Origin of the sequence: Zobellella endophytica (assembly GCF_003012775.1) — a bacterium.
Classification (GTDB): domain Bacteria; phylum Pseudomonadota; class Gammaproteobacteria; order Enterobacterales; family Aeromonadaceae; genus Oceanimonas; species Oceanimonas endophytica.
Genome location: NZ_PXYG01000004.1, coordinates 169,573 through 190,064 on the forward strand (window position 1 = coordinate 169,573; position 20,492 = coordinate 190,064).

The window sequence follows — 20,492 nt, forward strand, 5'->3', positions numbered from 1 at the left end:
TTTGTGAGCCCGCCGCCATCAGGCCCGGGCGGCGGCCGGGGTCTTGAGCCAGGCCTCGTTGAGCCAGAGCGAAGCGAACAGTATGAGTCCGCCCGCGGCGAGCCGCGGCAGGTCGGCGTCCCGGTTCCAGATCAGCAGGTTGACCAGCAGGCCGGCGGGCACCAGGGCGTTGTTCATGATCGCCAGCGCCCCGGCATTGACCCGGGTGGCGCCCTTGTTCCACAGGAAATAGCCCAGGCCGGAGGCACCCAGGCCCAGCCACAGCAGTATGCCCCACTGCAGGCCGGTGGCGGGGTAGCGGTCGCCGCCGAGTAAAAGCCAGGCCGGCACCGCCACCAGCAGGGCGCCCAGGTAGAAATAGCCGAACAATTGGCGCTGGGGCGGATGCCGCGGATAGCGTTCCATCAGCACCTTGTAGCCCACCTGGCCCAGGGCGAAGCAGAGGTTGGCACCCTGTACCACCGCGAAGCCCAGCAGGTAGGAATCGGTGAGGCCGTCGAAGCGGATCACCAGGGCGCCGAGCACCGCCAGGGCGGCGGTGAGCAGGTAGCCGGGGTTGAAGCGCCGGTGCAGCAGATCGTAGATCAGGGTGACGTAGATGGGGGTGAGCACGGTGAAGATCAGCACCTCCGGCACCGTCAGCAGCAGGAACGACTGGTAGTAGAACAGGTACATGATGCCGAGCTGCACCGCGCCGCAGCCCATCAGCCCCAGCACCAGCCGGGGCGGCTGGCGCCAGGACATCAGCGGCAGGAACAGCAGGGCGGCCAGGGCGACGCGGCTCAGTACCGAGAAATAACTGTCGACGGCCCCGGCCAGGTAGACGCCGATCAGGCTGAAGGAAAAGGCCCACAACAGGGTGACAAAAACCAGATAGGACATGGGATGAAACTTCGCCATTGGTAAACGCGGGCGGCCATGATGGCGCAAAGTGCGGCCCTTGGCCAGCGGCGCCGGCCATAAAAAAAGCCGGTGCAATGCACCGGCCCGGGACCAACATCAGGTTTGTCATAAAGGAGAGAATGACGTCCCGTAATAACGTGGTTTAACACCACTCGCAGAACCCATGAGTCCAGAGACCTGACCCCGTCAATAGGTTGTCAGCGTGGTCACCCGTGTCGCCGGCGTCGAACATTCCGCTTTTCTCCACCCCGGCAAAGTCACCTCGAACAGCTTTGCCGGGACGGAGAGACAGGCAGTACCCCCCATGATGCCACCATGTCCTGAATGTTGCATGCCGGCCCGACGGGCAATACAGCTTCACCACGCCGACGGTTAACTCGTCAACGAGGTGAATTCTATGGGTTGATTATGTATGCTGGAAATGAATTATCATCATTCATGTATGGTTAATATCGATGGATAACCTCTACCAGCGACTGGATCTCAACCTGCTGCGGGTGTTCGATGTGTTGATGCAGTGCCGCAACGTGACCCGGGCGGCGGAGCGGCTCAACCTGTCCCAGTCCACCGTCAGCCACGCCCTGGCCAGGCTGCGCCAGGCGCTGGGGGATCCGCTGTTCGTGATGGCGCGCAAGGAGATGCGCCCCACCGGCCGGGCCCTGGCGCTGGCGGCCCCGGTGCGCCAGGCCCTGGCCCTGCTGGAGCAGGGGGTGCGCCAGTCGGCGGTGTTCGACCCCGCCAGTTCGACGCGCACCTTTCGCATGGCGGTGCCCTCGTCCATCGAGCACGGCGCCGTGCCCGAGCTGGTGGAGCTGCTGCACCGGCGGGCGCCGGGCTGCCGGCTGGCGGTGAGCGAGCTGGTGCATTCCGACTACGAGGAAACCCTGTCCCGGGGCGGCCTGGATCTGGTGGTCGGCTTTGCCGGCGCCGGCCACCTCTCCCCCCGGCTGCTGTTCGCGCCCTGGTTCGACAATCCCATGGTGTGCCTGGCGGCGCGGGACAGCGGCCTGCCGGCGCGGCTGACGCCCGCCGAGCTGGTGTCCTGGAGCCATGTGTCTACCTCGACCTGGGGGCACAACCAGATCCTGGTGAACAACTGGCTGAAACAAAAGGGCAGGGAGCGGCATATCGGGGTCTGGGTGCCGAGCTTCGAGGCACTGCCCAAGCTGCTGGCCACCGGTCGCTACCTGGCGGTGGTGCCGGAGCTGATCGCCCGGGATTTCTGCCGTTACTATCCGTTGCGGCAACACGCGCTGAGCGAGCCCCTGCTCAGTACCTACGTGCTGGCGCAGCATCCGCTCACCGAATTCGATCCGGCGCTGGTGTGGTTTCGGCAGTTGCTGGACGAGGTGGGCGACCGCCTGTGCCGGTCGCCCTGAGCATCAGCCCTTGGGCAGGGGCACCACCAGCATGTCGCAGGGGACGGTGTTCATCAACTGGCGGGCGGAGGAGGTGAGCAGGCTCCAGAAGCTCTGCTCATGGCCGCACACCAGCAGGTCGACCTGGTTCTGCTCCACCGCTTCACTCACTTTCAGCGTGAGATCGCCGCAGATCACCAGTTTTTTCTCGATGGGGTAGTCGATATCCGCCAGGTATTCTTCCAGCCGCTGCTTGGCGTCGGCCACCACCTGGTCCTGGATATTGTCGATATCGATGTCGATCATCTCGGTGTAGAGGTCTTTCAGATCGACGTCCACGTGGATCACCGACAGCTTGGCCTGGTTGGCCCGGGCGCGGTCCACCGCCTTGGCGATTACCTTGCGGTTCTTCTCGGTCATGTCGACCGCCGCCAGTATATGTTTGTACTGATAAGGCTCTGTCATGGCACCTCTCCTTTTTTCCTAACTCTATCAATCCATTAGCCGTTAAACCGTGAGCTGGGCAGGAATTCTGGCAGCCCCTGATTGCCAGCAGCATAGGTCAGGATCGGTCCTGAGCACAATGCCGCCGGCCGGGTATTTCAGCTACGGCTGGCCTGGATCAAATAGCGCCGTGGTGTGTTGTCGAGGGCGGTAAAGGTGCCGAGGCGCACCCGGTAGCCCTGCTCTGCGAGGAACAGGGCCCGATCCAGCAGCAGCCACAGCTCCAGCGGGTAGCGGTAGAGGTGGCGCACCAGCTCGATGCGCTGGACCATCAGCCGGCGCGGCTCGGCCCGGGCCAGCCAGTAGGCGCCGTCGAGGGTGGCGGGGGCGGGGAGCCCCTTCTGCCCGCAGGCCCAGCGGGCGAAGTCGGCGAAATCGCCGCTCAGCAGTTGCTTGGGGAAGGAGGGCAGCGGCAGATATTCATTTTGTTCCCTCAGCGCCCGTTGCAGCTCGTCGAAGGCCAGCCGCCAGCTCAGCTCGATGCGGCGCAGCCGGTGCACCCGTTCGCCGCCGGTCACCTGCTGCTGCAGCGGCAGCCGCAGATCCTGGCGGTCCAGCCCGAGATCCCGGGCCTGGCCGGCGGCGGACAGCGGCCGGTAGCGGTTGCCCTCGATCAGGTGGTAGCAGCAGGGAGAGAGCGCCAGCGCCCGGGTGCCGGCGGCGGCCGCATGGCGCAAAAAGCGCAGGTGCAGCTCGCCGCAGGCGTGCAGGGCCAGGGCCTGCTGTTCGGCAGTGAAGAGCCCGGCGGCGGTTTCGGCCAGGGCATCGGCGCAGACAAAGCGGTGTTCGAGCCCGAGCCGGGCGGCCAACTGTTCACCCTGACGGCACAGATCCGGATTCCATTCCAGGCTGGTGACCGGCCGCGCGGACTGCTGGGCCAGCAACCGGCCGAGGTGGCCCTTGCCGGCGCACCACTCCAGGATGGGATAAACGCCGGTGATATTGGCGGCAAAATCCTTGATTTGCGCCCATTTCCGCCCGGGGATGCCGTTGCTCCAGCGCGGCGTGGCATAGTCGGCGGCCCGCGCCAACGCCGGGAGCCGCGGCCGGTTGAGGGCGACGGCGTCCGGGCGCCACTCGGCCAGGCAGGCCAGGGCGGCGGCCGGGTCGGCCTCCAGCGCCTCCAGCCGGGCCTCGTCCAGTTCTTCGAGCAGGGGGGCGAGTTCCGGCCAGGGCAGGGAATGGCAGGCAAAGGGATAGCGCTGCCAGTCGCCGCGGGTGCGCTGCAGCAGGGTGCTCAGGGTGTCGAAAAGATCGGCCAGGTCGCTCATGGGGGCGGATTATAGCGCCGAGCCCGGCGCCGTGATAGCGGGGGCGGGACCGGGGCGCTAGAATAGCGCCTTTGTGTCGACGAGAGGGGAAGCCCATGCAGGCCTGGGATGTAATCGTGATCGGCGCCGGCGCCGCCGGCCTGATGTGTGCCGCTGAGGCGGGCAGGCGGGGGCGGCGGGTGCTGGTACTGGATCACGGCAAGCGTATCGGCCGCAAGATACTGATGTCCGGCGGTGGCCGTTGCAACTTCACCAACTACCAGGTGGAGCCCAAGGCGTTCCTCTGCGCCAACCCCCATTTCGTCAAGTCGGCCCTGGCCCGCTATACCCAGTGGGACTTTATCGCCCTGGTGGACAAGCACGGCATCGACTATCATGAGAAGACCCTGGGCCAGCTGTTTTGTGACGATTCGGCACAGAACATCGTCGATATGCTGGTGAAGGAGTGCGATCAGGCCGGGGTCAGCATCCGCCTGCGGGCCGAGGTGCTGGAGGTGGACCGGCTGGGCGAGGGCTTTATGGTGGCCACCCACAACGAAGCCTACAGCTGCCATTCCCTGGTGGTGGCCACCGGCGGCCTGTCCATGCCGAAGATCGGCGCCTCCCCCTTCGGCTACAAGCTGGCGGAGCAGTTCGGCTTGCGGGTGCTGCCCACCCGGGCCGGCCTGGTGCCCTTTACCCTGCAGCCGGAAGACAAACAAAGCCTGGAGCCCCTGGCCGGGGTGAGCCTGCCGGTGGTGGCCGAGAGCGAGGACGGCACCCGCTTCGCCGAAAGCCTGCTGTTCACCCACCGGGGCCTGTCCGGCCCGGCGGTGCTGCAGATCTCCTCCTACTGGCAGCCCGGCGAGCGGGTGCGCTTCGAGCTGCTGCCCGCTGGCCGGCTGGCCGAGGGAGTGGCGGACAGCCCCAACCAGGAACTGAAGACCTGGCTCGGCCGCCAACTGCCCAAACGGCTGGTGGAGGCGCTGCTGGCGCGGGAAGGGCTGGTGAACAAGCCGCTCAAGCAATACACCCCGAGGGAGCTGGCGGCGATAGAGGAAAGGCTGGCGGCCTGGTCGCTGCAGCCCGGCGGCACCGAGGGCTACCGCACCGCCGAGGTGACCCTGGGCGGGGTGGACACCCACGAACTCTCCTCCAAGACCATGATGGCCAACAGGGTACCCAACCTCTATTTCGTGGGCGAGGTGATGGACGTCACCGGCTGGCTGGGCGGCTACAACTTCCAGTGGGCCTGGAGCTCCGGTTGGTGCGCCGGTCAGGTGGTGTGAGGTGTGCATTGACAATAAAGTTTGTACACTAGACAAAAAGTTTGTACACAAGCCCATTTTATGACAATAAAGTTTGTACACTGTTCTATACTTAGCTCCAAGATGACATAACGGAGCTAAGCACTTGGCTGGCCGAAGAAAGTTACAAACCACGGAAGACTTTAAACGAGCACTCAAAAATAGTTATGGGTTGGGGCAAGGGGAAAGCTACAAACCATGGCTGAGGGTAGAGGATGTTAATTCACCAGGAAATAGTGGGAAAATAAATGGTTTAAAGATAAATAGGTGTTATACATCCCTTTCTGAAAATGAGAGCTGTTTTTTCTATTTGGCTGAATTTTCTGATTCTGTAATTGATATTAGAGATCAGTTCCCTCTTCTACCGTTAGATCTATCAATAAGAATTTCCTGTGCTTTGGGTTTGAAACATCCAACCATTCCAAGTACGAAAACTCCTAATGTTATGACTACAGACTTCCTGTTAACTCGTACCGATGGCATTAAAATATGGTACGAAGCAGTAAGCGTAAAACCTGAAGATAAGTTCGATGATAAGCGCACTGCTGAAAAACTTGATATAGAAAGGGTTTGGTGGGAGTTGCAGGGTGTGCCTTTCCACATTTTCACCACAACAGATAGGAATAAAATACAGTCAAGAAATATTCAGTGGGCAACATCTCCTGTCAGGCAAGGTAGGATATTTGATTATGAGCTCCTTGTTTTAGCTCTTGATTTCATTACAGTGGGGCTGACGTTTGTAGAATCTCTGTGTAATACCTTCATTGATAATTTGGCTGTAGAGCATGATGATGCATTGACTCTATTAAAAACACTTATTGCCAAGAAGATGGTGCTGATAGATTTAAATAATCCCATAGCAGATACGGGAATACTTCATGTTACTGGCATCAATAAACGTGCAGGAGAAAGAATATATGCAGGTTGAGATAAACGGTGTCTGGGATGTGAATAATTTTGATGGGCTAAGTAATGGCCTTTATCGCTTGCTGGCAAGTTATAAAGAAGATGGCTTGTTGATACTATTTGACTTGGCAGAAAATCTTAGTTTGCAAAAACCGGTTGCTGTAAGTCTTGAAGAGTTCCTGGATGGGATTGAAAGAAAGGATATTAAGCCATCTTCTTTTACTCTCCCCTTTTATCTTCTGTCAAGTGAAGGTGATATACCGAGCGAACATATAAAAAGGCGGGATGATCAGTTCGAATTAATTGAGGAGTTAGTGAATGAACCTTATTTTTTATTCGAAGTGGCGGTTAGTCAACGTTGTAAAATAATACCAGCCCATGCTAGGAGAAAAGGAACTTACGTTCAAAAACTTTATCGCATACTTAACCAATACTGGCGATATGGTCAGGATGTGAATGGTTTGTTGCCAGCATATAAGAACTCTGGTGGCCCAGGGGAGCCTCGTTTGGCAGGGCTAAAAAAGCGTGGTGCACCTATACAGTTATCAACTCCCGGTATGTCGGCAGCATCAGGAAAAAATGCCTCTGAAGAAGACAAGAAAAAGTTTCTTAAGGCTATTAAAAAGTATGCTTTGAAGGGGCGTTCAATGGCTATAAGCCATGTTTATAATAAAATGCTGAATGAATTCTACGCTAACGAAATACTACAAGCAGAGAAAGATGCAAGATCTCCATTAGTGCCGAGCTTGAGATCATTTAGATACTGGGTGAAAAAGCTTATTCCTCAATCAGAATTTATTAAAAAAAGCACAAGTAGTGGCGACTTTGATAGAAATAAACGCGGCCTTCGAGGCTCCACTATAGATCACGCTGAAGTTCCCGGAAGTTACTTCGAACTGGATGCCACAGTTCTTGATGTTCATATTGTATCAGAATTTAATAGGAATCATGTTATTGGGCGACCCACATTATATTATGTTATTGATAAAGTTAGTCGTATGATTGTAGGCCTTCATGTTTCAATGGAATATGCTTCATGGAGGGCTGGTCGTCAGGTTTTAGTTAATAGCTTTTCTTCAAAGAAAGATTTTTGTGCACGTTATGGTATTGATATTAAAGAAGAAGACTGGCCCTGTCGGCATATACCACAGCGTCTGTTATGTGATCGTGGCGAGTTTATATGTAAAGATGCCGAGGAACGTGCTGTTCCATTGATTGGTCACTTGAGCTTTGCGCCACCATATAGAGCTGAAAAAAAAGGAGTAGTAGAGCATAGGTTTCATATTCTTAATGAAAGCCTAATCCACGAGCTGATGGGTACGACCAGAGGGATAAAATATATTCGAGGTGATAAAGACCCACGAATGGATGCAGCGCTTACTCTGAAAGAAGTGACTCAGATGATTATTGAAGATGTGCTCATACAAAACAGTAAAACTCTTGATGCACTTGCGGCTCAAACTACTTTACTGATTGAATCTCAGCTTCGTCCTACCCCGCTAAACTACTGGAATGTTCACTTCAAAAAGCATTTGCATTCTTTGAATAAAGCTAATGAAGCGGAGATAAGGGCAAGATTGTTACCTGTTGAATATGTCTCGATGACAAGTAAAGGCATCAGGCTCAATGATGATATGTACTACGAGTGTGATAGACCTGAGTTTGAAGACTGGAAAACTATTGCAAGGAATTACGGCCGCTCAAAAATGGAAGCACTGATTGATAGTGATAACTCTTCATTTATTTTTGTCCGACTACAGCCGTTAGAGGGCTTTACACGATGCAGATTGATGCAGAGATCATCCATTTTTGAGGAACGACATAAAGCTGATATCTTGTACTTTAAAGACTGGAAAAAGCTTGAGGGAGTCAGGCCTCAAGTATCAACTCGAACTGTTGAAGCTCATGCTAGAAGAAAATCAATAGTTGAGGCCGCAAAGCAAGAAGTACAAGAGCTGCCTAAGCTAAGTAAAAAGAGTGACAAGATTAAAGGGATGAAAGACAGAAGAAGGGAGTATGTAAGTAATGCCAGAGTTGAAGAGAAAATCGATTACGATGATTATGTGACATCCGCTGATAATTCAGTTTCTCGTATTTCAGAAGAACGTAAAGAGAAAGTAATATCTATACTTAAGCGGAAAAAGGATTCTGATAAATGAGGCATGAAGAAGCGAAATATAATAGAGCTATACTTCCTGAACATTGCGGTAATCCATTGATTGAAGCATTACCAGTCAAGTTGTGTGATGATGATTTGGTTGACGTGCTGAGCTACTACCCGCCGTACTCTTCAGATGAAATGAAGCTGGAACCGTCTCACAGAGTGGAGTATCTCACCAGGTTGAAGGCTCTGAGGCAGCCACTACCAATATATTTTGATTGTTTTAGGGCAATTGAAATTGCTATCAAGGAGGGTTATTCAGCCAAAAACCCTTTGTCACCTACGACAATGAATTATTTGCATTACCCTGTTGGTGAGCGTACGAAAGTTGAACCTGGAACTGGTTATTTTCAAGCGAAGGGTTGTGGTATAACTATAATTGGAGAAAGTGGTGTAGGAAAAACCTGCATGCTGGAGCAAATCCTCTGTCACTTTCCTGATACCATCACACACACTCGTTACAATGGTATGTCTATCCCTCTTCGTCAGGTAGTGTGGATTAAAGTAGACTGCCCTGAGGATTCCAGTATTAGGGCTTTGTGCCACAAGATTCTCACCGAGCTGGACATCAAAATGGGTTTGGAACCCACAGCAAAAGAAAGAACAATTCCTTCTTTGATAGAGCAGATTGAAGCACGTATCAAATCCAGCTTTCTTGGAATTCTTGTTATAGATGAAATGCAAAATCTTAACCTGGCTAAAACAGGGGGGGCTGATAGGCTTCTCGGTTTTATCCATAATCTGGTGAATAACTTGGGTATTCCAATTATTTTCTGTGCGAATCCTCCTTTCAATAAGTTGCTAAGCAAAACACTTAAGACGGCAAGAAGGGCCGAGAGTAATGGCTATTTTGACTTTGAACTGATGGAAAATGATGAGGTTTGGGGTGTTTTTGTCGAAGAGTTATGGGATCTACAATGGACTAATGTTAAAACTCCGCTTTCCCAAGAATTGAATGATACACTTTATGATTTATCAGTAGGCAACATAGATTTAGCTGTCAGGATCTTTCGTGAAGCTCAGCGATATATTATTGGCGCTGAAGATGAAAGGAACACTCCAGAAGTGCTTAGGCATGCATCAAGTATTGCCATAAGGGCTTCAAAAGACATTACAGATGAGATGAAAAGGGAGCGTTCCATTTCTCTTCTTAAACGAAAGAAGAAAGAATCTAGTCCCGTTTTAGAGAAATCACCTTCTGATGAAAGGATGTCATTGGTTCACTCAGGAAATCTGCAAACCATACCAGGAGACCTCACCAGGCCGCACCATCCTGAATTCTCTTCTAAAATTAATCAGTTGCAGAACACAGAAGATCTCTACCCTCTTATTGGCGATATGGATTTGATTCAACGAGCTGCGACTCAGGATGATCCCCTGGAGCTGTTGAGGGCCAAGAACATACTCTGTGAAGACCCATTAGAGAAATTTGCCTAGCTGTGGTGGTGTAATGAGGGTGCCAAAGCCTTTCCCGGATGAACTCCTGCTTAGCCGCTTGATACGATACGTGACAATGTTCGGTATGCACATAGGTGATTTTTCGGAAAAGGCTTTTGGAAGCAAGAGAGCCTCGGTACACCCTTTCCTGCCAGCAGGTATTGAGCAGCTTGCTACTCTGATTGGTGAGAATAAAGACGATATTGTTAATGAACAGACGCTGGCCCCGCTGTTTTGCCTGTTTATGCCCAGGTATGCCGCTCAGCTAAGGCGCATGATGCTGGCCTGCGAAGGGGCAAAGGCGGTCAGATACAGTCAGCTTGCTTCCTTTGGCTCTGGAGAGACACTGTGCCTGAAATGGTGCCCGCTCTGTGCTGGTAATGAGTTACAGCAGCTGGGGGTGGCCTATTGGCACAGGAGTCATCAAGTCCCGGGAATAACAGCCTGCCCGTTTCACCCTGTGTTGCTGCGCAGAATGCCTCTGGTACGAAGGCAGCGAGTGATGGCAGGGTGCCTGCCTGAATATACCGATAGGTACATTTCGGCAGAGCCTTTGGAGACGAGAGTTGCGCACTTTGCTTACGAGCTGTTACAGCTGATCACTTGCGAAAGCTGCCAGTTGAATGTGGCCTCGGCATACAGATTAAGGTTGGCGGAGCTGGGATTTATCACAAAGCATGGCAGCGTGCGGCGTGAAGGAGTCATCAAGGCGTTTATAGCTGCTGCAGAGGAATATCGCGCTGCTGCCGATACGCTACTTCCCCGCCATGCTCAGGACTATCGTTATGTCTCTCAGTTACTGGATCCAGAGAGTAATCGTCACCCATTTCGGCATCTGCTTTTCTCCAGCTGGCTTTATCGTCAGCCGCAAGACATGCTCGACTACGCCTTACCTTCGGCAAGCATTTCTGCCGGTAACAAACGAGATAAGCCCCGCACATCCTCAAACGTTGAGCGCAAGTGCCTGAGGTTGCTAAAAGAAAATCGCTCAATGGCTGAAGTGTCTCGTATCACCGGCAAAAGCCGCTGCTACCTGAAGCGGCTGGCCCAACTCCATGATATCCCGATCACGACCAGGCCCAGAACGCTTACCGAGGAGTGCAAGCAGCGCATTCTGCGCTTTGCCCAAGCAGGTGTGCACAGAAGCGCGATCTCGAAGCGTTGCGGAATTGGGATTGGCTCGGTGGAGCAGGTGATTTCCAGTACCCCCGGCTTGGTGGAACGACGCAAGCTGTGCCATTGGGAGTCCATGCGCCGGCGTTGTAGAGTGCAGATCATCAAGTATCGCAACGCTCACCCCGAAGCACACAGAAAAGACTACAAAAGCCGGTGCAACGCCGCTTTCTTCTGGTTGTACCTCAATGATCGCCTCTGGCTACAGGCTGTACTTCCCGAGCCTGTAAAGCCCGCCGGGCGCTATGCCTGACCCCTTCTCCTTCTGACCGCCTTGTTTGTCGCAGGACAGGCTAGGATTTAAGTCTGTAATTCAGCTACTGCAAAATAAAAGTTGACAGATCGGCTCCCTATGAACCAGTATACATACATCGACCTGATTCGTAGCGTTCCTACTGTATTTTTTTTGGGTTGGGTTCATGAGGTAGCGACAGGTGGCAGCCTGTCGCTGCATTCAAAGCTAAACGTGAGGTAGTCACAGAGGAGATTTGAATGAAGCAAGCATATCAAACAAACGCAGACCTGCAAGACATCAGAGTGGTGAAGCGTATCCATCTGATCCGATCCATAAAGCCCACAGAGGCTGGTGTTCTGAAGCATAGCAACACTGTAGGGGCTGAGCAGCGTGCAAAGCGTGAGAGATCTGTTTTCCCAGTGCCTGGCAAGATGAAGACCAGTGATGACGCTTTCTTCTGCGCCATAGAGCGGGTTTTAGCACTTTTTAATAAGCACCATCGCAAGAACCAAAAGAAAGTCACGAGCATAGTTAAAAGCTGGTTTGAGCAGGAGGCTCTGCGTGTTGGCTGGGGAGAAGCGATCTTCTTACCTGATACTCAGACGGGCCGAAGTGCTGGATGCATGCTGCGTACTCCGATGAAGAAAGGATCGAGTCATGTCACAAACCACTAATCTCACGGCACTTGAGGATATTGCTGATATTCGAACCGGATTTACCTTTCGGGAAAAAATTGAAGAGGTATCCGTAAGCGAAGGTACGGCCCATGTGGCCCAGATCAAGGATGTAAGGGCCATGTGGGAAGCTACGAGCTCGTCTCTGATACCAGTCCATCAGCTGCCGCTGATTCGCTGGGAAGGCAAGGATAAGGCGTTTGTGGCTCCCGGAGCTGTGTTATTGCCGTCCAGAGGCACCAAGGGAGGGTACTTTCGTGCCTCTTGCCTGGTGCCTGATGACGCTGCCTCGCTGCCCACTGTCGTGAGTAGCCAGTTTCTGGTCATCACCCCGAAAGAGGGAGTGCTACCTGAGTTTTTGTGCTGGTCGCTCAATCGTCCGGCAATGCAATATTGGCTGTCAGAAGGGGCAGGTAGCCAGGGCACCAACCTTGTGATGTTGAGCACCAAGGTGGCGAGAGAAATAAAACTGGAGATGCCCTCTCTGGTTACTCAACAGAAAATTCTTCGCTTAAACCAGCTTTGGGAGCAGGAACAACAGCTGACCCAAGCCTTGTTAAAAAATCGAGAAGACATGCTGCAAGGCATGTTTCAGCAACTGCTTCAGGAGAAAAATGTATGAACGATAAAATCAATCAGGATCAAATCAACAAGGCGTTGTGGAACGCCTGCGATACCTTCCGTGGCACTATCAGCGCCGACACCTACAAGGATTTCATCCTGACCATGCTGTTCCTCAAGTACATCTCGGATGTATGGCAGGATCACTACGACGGCTACAAGGCTGAGTATGGCGACGAGCCGGAACTCATTGAAGAGATGATGAAAAACGAGCGCTTTGTGCTGCCCCGCGACGCCAGCTTCAACGCCCTGTGGGAACGCCGTCACGAGCCCGGCAACGGCGAGCGCATTGATCAGGCTCTGCACGCCATTGAGGAAGCCAACGGCACCAAGCTGAAAGACGCCGGCAAGAGCGTGTTTCAGGATATCTCCTTTAACACCGACCGGCTGGGCGAAGAAAAGCAGAAGAACAGCATTCTGCGCCACCTGCTGGAAGACTTTGCCAAGCCCGAGCTGAACCTCAAACCCAGCCGGGTGGGCGGCCTGGACGTGATCGGCAACGCCTATGAATATCTCATCAAGAACTTTGCCGCCAGCGGCGGCCAGAAGGCGGGCGAGTTCTATACCCCGCCCGAGGTGAGTGATTTAATCGCCGCCCTGCTCGACCCGCAGCCCGGCGACACCATCTGCGACCCGGCCTGTGGCTCCGGCTCGCTGCTGATGAAGTGTGGTCGTAAAATCGAGGCCAATCATAACAGCCGCCACTATGCCCTGTATGGGCAGGAAGCCATTGGCTCCACCTGGTCACTGGCCAAAATGAACATGTTTCTGCACGGCGAAGACAACCACAAAATCGAGTGGGGTGACACCATTCGCAACCCCAAGCTGCTGGACAAAAACGGCGATCTCATGCTGTTCGATGTGGTCACCGCCAACCCGCCATTCAGCCTGGACAAATGGGGTCACGACGAGGCCGAACACGATAAGTTCAGCCGCTTTCGCCGCGGTGTGCCGCCCAAAACCAAGGGTGACTACGCCTTTATTCTGCACATGATAGAAACCCTCAAGCCCGGCTCTGGCCGTATGGGTGTGGTGGTGCCTCATGGTGTGCTGTTCCGTGGCTCCAGCGAGGGCAAGATCCGCAAGCAGCTGATTGAAGAAAACCTGCTGGACGCCGTGATCGGCCTGCCGGAAAAGCTGTTTTACGGCACGGGTATTCCCGCCGCCATTCTGCTATTCAAAAAGCAGAAAGTGGACGACAAAGTGCTGTTCATCGACGCCAGCCGTGAGTTCAAGGCCGGCAAGAACCAGAACCAGCTGTCTGAAGAGAACATTCAGAAGATCGTCGCCACCTATCAGAACGGCGATAACCTGGACAAATACGCCTACCTCGCCAGCCTGGAAGAGATCCGCGAGAACGATTACAACCTCAATATTCCCCGCTATGTCGACACCTTTGAGGAAGAGGAAGAGATCGATCTGCTGGCGGTGCGCGCCGAGCGTGAACAGCTGAAGGCCCAGCTCAGTGAGCTGGAAGGCGAGATGAATAAATATCTGAAGGAGCTCGACTACCGATCACAAGGGGGCTTGCAATGAAACTCCCAGCTGATTGGAGCTACAAGCGGTTAGAGGATGTAGTTTCCAGAAAGAAATATGCAATGGTTGATGGCCCATTTGGTAGCAATCTGAAGTCAGAGCATTACAAGTCGGAAGGTGTTCCTGTTTTGCAAAGTGGATTTGTTACATCTGGAAAGTTCTCAGCAGATAAGTATGTCTATGTAGACCAGAAACTATTCGACGAACAAAAAAGAAGTGCCGCTAAAGGTGGTGATATTCTGATGGCAAAGATCGGAGCGCAAGCTGGACGATGTGCAATCATCCCTCATGATCATCCCGAAGCCATTATTGCGGGAAACTGCCTAAAATTATCTTTTGATGATAACGACACTGAATTTTTTAGTTTTATACTATATTTCAACTATGAGAGAGACGGTCTCTCAGAGATTAAAACTGAAACTGCGCAGCCAGCCATAAGTTTGAAAAGTTTAAAGGCATACAAAGTTCCAGTTCCACCACCTCCTGAACAAAAGAAAATCGCTAAAATTCTGTCCATATGGGACAAGGCGATCACCACTACGGAGCAATTGCTGGCCAACAGCCGCCAGCAGAAAAAGGCCCTGATGCAGCAACTGCTGACCGGCAAACAGCGTCTGCTGAATAAGGATGGAGTGAGGTTTAGTGGGGAGTGGAAATATTTCACCTTTCAAGATGCGTTCAAAGTTGTCAACAAAAAATCCGCTCAGGTTAAATCTAATGAATATTTAGAGTCCGGCTCTGTTCCTATTGTCGATCAGGGTCAAAAAATGATAGCTGGTTACTGTGGGAATGACGAAGTCTATTCAGACATACCCGTGATTGTTTTTGGAGATCATACCAGATGCCTAAAATGGATTGACTTTATCTTCTGCCCTGGAGCAGATGGCACTCAAGTTCTCGACACGCAACCAAATATTTTTAATAAATTTGGGTATTACACCTTGCTGAATACTGACATTCCGAACCTTGGCTACAGCAGGCATATGCGAGAGTTGAAGGAAAAAGAATTTAAAGTCCCTCTGGATATTGAAGAACAAAAAAAAATCTCTGCCGTGCTGTCCATCGCCGATAGAGAAATAGATACTCTACAACAAAAGCTGGATGCACTCAGGCAGGAGAAAAAGGCGCTGATGCAGCAGTTGTTGACGGGTAAACGTCGAGTTTTGGTTTGATGGGATAAAGATGAAACTTAGAATTAGCAAAATAAAACTAAGAAATTTCAAAGCATTTAAGAGTATATGCATTACTCCCAATCCAGATTTTAATATTGTCATTGGAGAGAATAGTGCGGGTAAATCTACTGTTTTTGAAGCTATACACCTTTGGGAGAAATGTTACAAAACATATATACTCGCCTCCAGAAAAGGGTTTTATAAGGTCAAGAAGTCAACTAATAGATATGTTAATTACCAAGATCTAGACTTTTTACGTATCACCAGTGATGAAGACCTTTTCTATGACCCCAAAGACGCTGAGTTAGGTAAGTGCTCTGAAATAACGCTCACGTTAAAGAATGAAGAGGGTGATGATGAATTTTGGGATCTCGGTTTTAAAGTAACATGCCCAACATCAATTGAGAATGCGTTCTTTCGAGTGCAACCTATAGAAGAAAAGCAATTTAGTAACTTTGCTACATCCTTCTGTGGAGATGGAAAATTTTTAGATGAAGCGATTTTCATCTACCAAACAAGGCCTGTAGCTGGTGTTCATCAGTATGAACCGTATTACAATGAAGCACAAATAAAAAGGAAAATTCAAAAAGGTTCTTCGCACGAAGTTCTGAGGAATAAAATAATATCCAAAAGAAGGTCTATTTCTGATTTGGAAGGGAGTATCTCTGAAATACTTGATAAAAAAGTAAAGTTTGATATACCTAGCCCTGCAAGGAAAGATAAGGATGAGTTTATTCGGCTTGGTGTTTCAATCGATGGGTCAAAGTATTATGATCTCCACTTGCAAGGGAGTGGCTTTTTGCAAATTGTCGAAATACTATCGACAATTGAGTTTATTGATGCCCCTCTCAAGTTATTATTAGTAGATGAACCTGATTCTCACATCCATACTAAGTTACAACAAAGCCTGCTTAGTCATCTAAGAGGGATTGATCATAATCAATTCTTTGTGATTAGTCATAATGACCAGTTTGTCACTAACTCTGAAGATGGAGAAGTTTTCTTCCTGAGTGATGAATCGAAGATTAGCGGTCAGTTAGAAGCAATTAACCCGAGTGGTTTTGACATAATAAAAAAATCCTTAGGTGGCGTGATTATGTCGCTTGAACGGTTGAATCATGCAACACATGTAGTATTTGTTGAAGGTGAAGATGATGCAGAGTATATCAAAAAACTTAACTCAAAGTTAAAGCAAACATTTCAGCCGGTTGGATGTACTTCACACTCTGTTTTTCTTTCATTACGTGGGAAAGACAATATAACACAAAAAATTGAATATAACCGAAGAACTCTGATGTCACTTCTTAAAGGTAAAAAGTGGCATGTTGTTTTCGATCGCGACTTTTCTACAAATGATATTGATAAAAGACTTAAGGAGATGTTAGGAAATAAAGGCTGTACTCCTTATAGTCATGATGGTTACTGTATAGAGTCGGTGTTATTTTCAAACAATATTATCCTTAAAGATTACTTGTGTTCATTGATTCCTGATGTTAGAACTGAATGCGTCTCTATTTTTACAGATAATTGGATGAGGCAGTTGGAGCGTGATATTCACGATATGAGTAGTTCTCTAAATAAAGAGATAGAGGTTAAATTTAATGGTCAGAAAAATAATAGACCAGAATTTGATAACCTTAACTTTATTGATGTTGTTCGATCTTGGAAGGATGATGGCGTATTCAAGCCTGAAAGAGTAATGTCGAAGTCGTTAATAAAAAAATTCGTCATGGATTTAGAGTGTGAAATGGGGGTATCTTTATTCTTGAGAGGGTCAAATCACGACGATGAAGTAGCATCCAAGTTGTTAAGTAACTATTTTGATTACATTAAATCACTGGATGATTTGTTTTCTTCGTTTAAAAGGCTGATGTTGCAGCTTGGAGTTTTACCTGAGAGTAAAATTTGATAAATCGGTAAAGTTGGATGTTGTTGGGCACCAACAAGCAGAAAGAGTTAATAATGACAAAGCACACATTCAAATTTCAGGAAGAATATAGCGCCAAGCTGCCGGCCATGGCACTGCTTGCCAATCTGGGGTGGTCGTTCCTTAACCCGGAGCAGGCGCTGGCGGCCCGGGGTGGCAAGGCCGATGAGGTGGTGCTGCACGGCCTGCTGAGGGCGGAACTGGCCAAACGCACCTATACCCTTGCAGGAACCAAGCGGACGCTGTCGGCCAAGGCCATTGATAATCTGGTGGCCGAGGTATGCAGCCCGGCGCTGAACGAAGGCCTGCTTACCGCCAATGAAAGGCTCTATAACCATCTGCTGTACGGCATTGCCGTCACCGAGTTTGTGGATGGCAAAAAGGTCAGCCCCACCATACCGCTGATTGACTGGCACAACCCGGCCAACAATAGCTTTGTGTTTACCGAAGAGTTCACCGTTACCCGTGCCGGTGGCGTAGGCTCTTCGTTTCAAGACAAGCGCCGTCCCGATCTGGTGTGCTTTGTGAACGGCATTCCGCTGGTAGTGATTGAAGCCAAACGGCCCGATGGCCATGGCAACAAAGGCCCTACCGTGGAGGAAGGCATTTCCCAAAGCCTGCGTAATCAGCGGCCCGATGAAATTCCCCTGTTATTTTCCTACAGCCAGCTGTTGCTGTCGATTAACGGCAACGAAGGTCGTTATGGCACCTGCGGCACACCGAAAAAGTTCTGGGCCGCCTGGCGGGAAGAAGACATTACCGATGCAGCCATGCAGGCTTTAAAGAACCGTGCCTTGTCTGCCACTCAGCTACAAACGCTGTTCAGTCATCGTCCGGCAAAGGATCTGGACTGGTATCAGAGCCTGATTGCCGGTGGCGAGCTGGCCATTACCGGGCAGGATAAATTACTGATCAGCCTGCTGAGCCCGAATCGCCTGCTGGAGATGATCCGTTACTTCATTCTGTTTGATAAAAAAGCCGGCAAAATTGTGGCCCGCTATCAGCAGGTGTTTGGCATCAAGCGGCTGATTGACCGCATTCAGACCCAGCGGGCCGATGGTGGCCGGGAAGGCGGTGTTGTCTGGCATACCACCGGCTCCGGCAAGTCGTTCACCATGGTGTTTTTAAGTCGGGCGCTGATATTGCACGAGGCGCTGAAACAATGCCGGCTGCTGGTGGTTACCGACAGGGTGGATCTGGAAAGCCAGCTGAGCAGAACTTTTATGATGAGCGGAGAGCTGGAAGGTAAAAAGGACAAGGCCGACGCCATGGCGACCTCGGGCAAGCGTCTGGCCGAGCAGATTGGTCAGGGCACAGAGCGCATCATCTTTTCTCTTATTCAAAAGTTCAACAGCGCCACCAAGCGTCCGGAATGCCACAATGACAGCCCCAATATCATTGTGCTGATTGACGAAGGGCACCGCAGCCAGGGCGGCGAAAACCACATCAAAATGCGGCAGGCGCTGCCCAGGGCGGCCTTTGTGGCCTTTACCGGCACTCCGCTGCTGCAGGATGACAAAACCACCAACAAGTTCGGCCCCATTGTGCATGCCTACACCATGCAGCGAGCGGTGGAAGACGAAACGGTAACACCGCTGCTCTATGAAGAGCGTATTCCTGACCTGGATGTGAACGAGCGGGCCATCGACAGCTGGTTTGATCGCATTACCGAAGGCCTGAGCGAGCAGCAGAAGGCCGATCTCAAGCGCAAGTTCGGTAAAAAAGGCCAGGTATACGGTGCCGATGACCGTATTCGGCTAATTGCACTGGATATTGCCAATCACTTTGTCAAAAACATCGACGAAGGCCTGAAGGGCCAACTGGCCTGCGACAGCAAGGCCTCGGCCATCAAGTATAAAAAGTATCTGGATGAAGCCGGGCTGTTTGAGTCAGCGGTGGTGATGAGCCCGCCCGACACCCGGGAAGGCAACACTGCCGTGGATGAGTCGGCCATGCCGGAAGTGGCCCAGTGGTGGAAGGACAACGTGGGCAGCCAGGACGAACAGGCCTACACCAAGGATGTGGTGGAGCGGTTCGACAAGGACGACAAGCTCAAACTGCTGATTGTGGTAGACAAGCTGCTCACCGGTTTTGACGAGCCCAAAAATACCGTACTTTATATCGACAAGCCGCTGAAGCAGCACAACCTGATCCAGGCCATTGCCCGGGTGAACCGGCTGCACCCGAAAAAGAAGTTTGGTTTGCTTATCGACTATCGCGGCATCCTGGCGGAATTGGACACCACCATTGCCAAATATCAGGACCTGGCATCCCGCACTCAGGGCGGTTACGACATTAACGACATTGATGGTTTGTATCAGTCCATGAGCACGGAATACAAGCGGCTGCCCCAGCTTTATAAACAGCTGTGGGCCATTTTTGATGGCGTGAAAAACAAAAACGATATTGAGCAGTTGCGCCGGGTGCTGGTGCCCAATATGCAGGAGCGGGACGGCGAGCTGGTGGATGTGCACCTCAAGGTGCGTGAAGACTTCTATGCCGCGCTCTCGGCCTTTGCCAGCTGCCTTAAGGTTGCACTGCAATCAGCCACCTTTTTTGAAGACAAAAGCTTTACCGAAGATGACCGCCGCCTCTACAAGGAAACGGTCAAGCAGTTCACCAGTCTGCGCCAACTGGTACAGCAGGATGCAGGCGAGCGCATCGACTTTGACGAATACGCCGAGCAGGTGAAAAAGTTGCTCGACAAGCATGTGGTGGGCGTGGACGTTAAAGAGCCCGAGGGTGCCTATGAAGTGGGCAAAATGGGCAAGCAACAGCAGCCTCAGGACTGGACCGAAGAGAAAACCCGTAACGAGACCGACATCATCAAAACCCGGGTGACCCGGATGATTGAGCAAGAGCTGAGGGATGATCCTTATGCTCAGGAGGCGTTTTCATGGTTGCTGCGTCAGGCCATTATCGAGGCAGAAAAGCTCTTTGACCACCCGCTGAAACAATATCTGCTGTTCCAGGAGTTTGAACAGCAGGTGCAGGATCGCCGGCTGGATGAGCTACCCGATGCCTTTGCCGGCAACCGCCATGCCCAGGCCTATTTCGGCGTGTTCAAAAAGACGCTGCCCGCCGTCTTTGCCATGACGGATGACCAGGTGCAGAACAAGTGGGTAACGCTTGCCTTTGAGCTGGATGACATCGTCACCGCTGCCGTGGCCGAGCACTCCATCAATCCGCAAAATATTGAGGCGGAGATCCGCAAGCAGCTGTTGCCGCGCCTGTTTAAGGAGTGCAAGGCGGTGGGCGGCGGCATGGATCAGGCCCGCAATATGGTGGAAATGGTGGTGCAGATCACCCGGGTGGGGCTGAGCTGAGT

15 protein-coding genes are annotated in these 20,492 nt (G+C 51.8%); 12 read left to right on the forward strand and 3 right to left on the reverse strand.

Annotation, left to right across the window (positions count from 1 at the left end; translation table 11 throughout):
* Nucleotides 1-18: 18 nt before the first annotated feature.
* The gene (locus tag C7H85_RS11320) at nt 19-882 is read right to left on the reverse strand and encodes a carboxylate/amino acid/amine transporter (RefSeq protein WP_106729808.1); all 864 of its coding nucleotides are present in this window, start codon (nt 880-882) and stop codon (nt 19-21) included.
* Between the two features lie 476 nt (nt 883-1,358).
* Between C7H85_RS11320 and C7H85_RS11325 the strand changes: the two genes are divergently transcribed.
* The gene (locus tag C7H85_RS11325) at nt 1,359-2,282 is read left to right on the forward strand and encodes a LysR family transcriptional regulator (RefSeq protein WP_106729809.1); all 924 of its coding nucleotides are present in this window, start codon (nt 1,359-1,361) and stop codon (nt 2,280-2,282) included.
* 3 nt (nt 2,283-2,285) lie between these two features.
* Here the strand turns inward: C7H85_RS11325 and C7H85_RS11330 are convergent, their stop codons facing one another.
* Together C7H85_RS11330 and C7H85_RS11335 are read right to left on the reverse strand one after the other, a co-directional pair.
* A complete protein-coding gene (locus tag C7H85_RS11330; protein WP_106729810.1) occupies nt 2,286-2,726 on the reverse strand; it encodes a universal stress protein in 441 nt (146 codons plus the stop codon).
* A gap of 137 nt (nt 2,727-2,863) precedes the next feature.
* Nucleotides 2,864-4,036: a methyltransferase gene (locus C7H85_RS11335; RefSeq protein ID WP_106729811.1), complete on the reverse strand. Its 1,173-nt coding sequence runs from the start codon at nt 4,034-4,036 to the stop codon at nt 2,864-2,866.
* Nucleotides 4,037-4,131: 95 nt separating this feature from the next.
* Between C7H85_RS11335 and C7H85_RS11340 the strand changes: the two genes are divergently transcribed.
* The 11 genes from C7H85_RS11340 (at nt 4,132) to C7H85_RS11390 (ending at nt 20,490) form a co-directional block, all read left to right on the forward strand.
* On the forward strand, nt 4,132-5,304 hold the full coding sequence (locus tag C7H85_RS11340) for a BaiN/RdsA family NAD(P)/FAD-dependent oxidoreductase (RefSeq protein ID WP_106729812.1): 1,173 nt from the start codon (nt 4,132-4,134) through the stop codon (nt 5,302-5,304).
* Between the two features lie 124 nt (nt 5,305-5,428).
* On the forward strand, nt 5,429-6,250 hold the full coding sequence (locus tag C7H85_RS11345; protein WP_106729813.1) for a TnsA endonuclease N-terminal domain-containing protein: 822 nt from the start codon (nt 5,429-5,431) through the stop codon (nt 6,248-6,250).
* Nucleotides 6,201-8,387 (forward strand): transposase, encoded by a 2,187-nt coding sequence (locus C7H85_RS11350; RefSeq protein WP_245879652.1) that lies wholly within the window; start codon nt 6,201-6,203, stop codon nt 8,385-8,387. Before C7H85_RS11345 ends, C7H85_RS11350 begins: the two co-directional genes overlap by 50 nt.
* Nucleotides 8,384-9,826, forward strand: a complete 1,443-nt coding sequence (locus C7H85_RS11355) for an ATP-binding protein (protein WP_106729815.1) — start codon at nt 8,384-8,386, stop codon at nt 9,824-9,826. The genes C7H85_RS11350 and C7H85_RS11355 overlap by 4 nt, the downstream gene beginning before the upstream one ends.
* A gap of 13 nt (nt 9,827-9,839) precedes the next feature.
* Nucleotides 9,840-11,252 (forward strand): TnsD family Tn7-like transposition protein, encoded by a 1,413-nt coding sequence (locus tag C7H85_RS11360; protein ID WP_106729816.1) that lies wholly within the window; start codon nt 9,840-9,842, stop codon nt 11,250-11,252.
* A 239-nt stretch (nt 11,253-11,491) separates the two neighbouring features.
* Nucleotides 11,492-11,908: a hypothetical protein gene (locus C7H85_RS11365; protein WP_106729817.1), complete on the forward strand. Its 417-nt coding sequence runs from the start codon at nt 11,492-11,494 to the stop codon at nt 11,906-11,908.
* Nucleotides 11,892-12,530, forward strand: a complete 639-nt coding sequence (locus C7H85_RS11370; protein WP_106729818.1) for a restriction endonuclease subunit S — start codon at nt 11,892-11,894, stop codon at nt 12,528-12,530. Before C7H85_RS11365 ends, C7H85_RS11370 begins: the two co-directional genes overlap by 17 nt.
* Nucleotides 12,527-14,065, forward strand: a complete 1,539-nt coding sequence (locus tag C7H85_RS11375) for a type I restriction-modification system subunit M (RefSeq protein WP_106729819.1) — start codon at nt 12,527-12,529, stop codon at nt 14,063-14,065. Before C7H85_RS11370 ends, C7H85_RS11375 begins: the two co-directional genes overlap by 4 nt.
* Nucleotides 14,062-15,237 carry a restriction endonuclease subunit S gene (locus C7H85_RS11380; RefSeq protein WP_106729820.1) on the forward strand — a complete coding sequence of 392 codons (1,176 nt, stop codon included), beginning with the start codon at nt 14,062-14,064 and terminating at the stop codon, nt 15,235-15,237. The genes C7H85_RS11375 and C7H85_RS11380 overlap by 4 nt, the downstream gene beginning before the upstream one ends.
* A gap of 10 nt (nt 15,238-15,247) precedes the next feature.
* The gene (locus C7H85_RS11385; RefSeq protein ID WP_106729821.1) at nt 15,248-17,146 is read left to right on the forward strand and encodes an ATP-dependent nuclease; all 1,899 of its coding nucleotides are present in this window, start codon (nt 15,248-15,250) and stop codon (nt 17,144-17,146) included.
* A 53-nt stretch (nt 17,147-17,199) separates the two neighbouring features.
* A complete protein-coding gene (locus tag C7H85_RS11390) occupies nt 17,200-20,490 on the forward strand; it encodes a type I restriction endonuclease subunit R (protein ID WP_106729822.1) in 3,291 nt (1,096 codons plus the stop codon).
* The last annotated feature ends 2 nt before the right edge of the window (nt 20,491-20,492 follow it).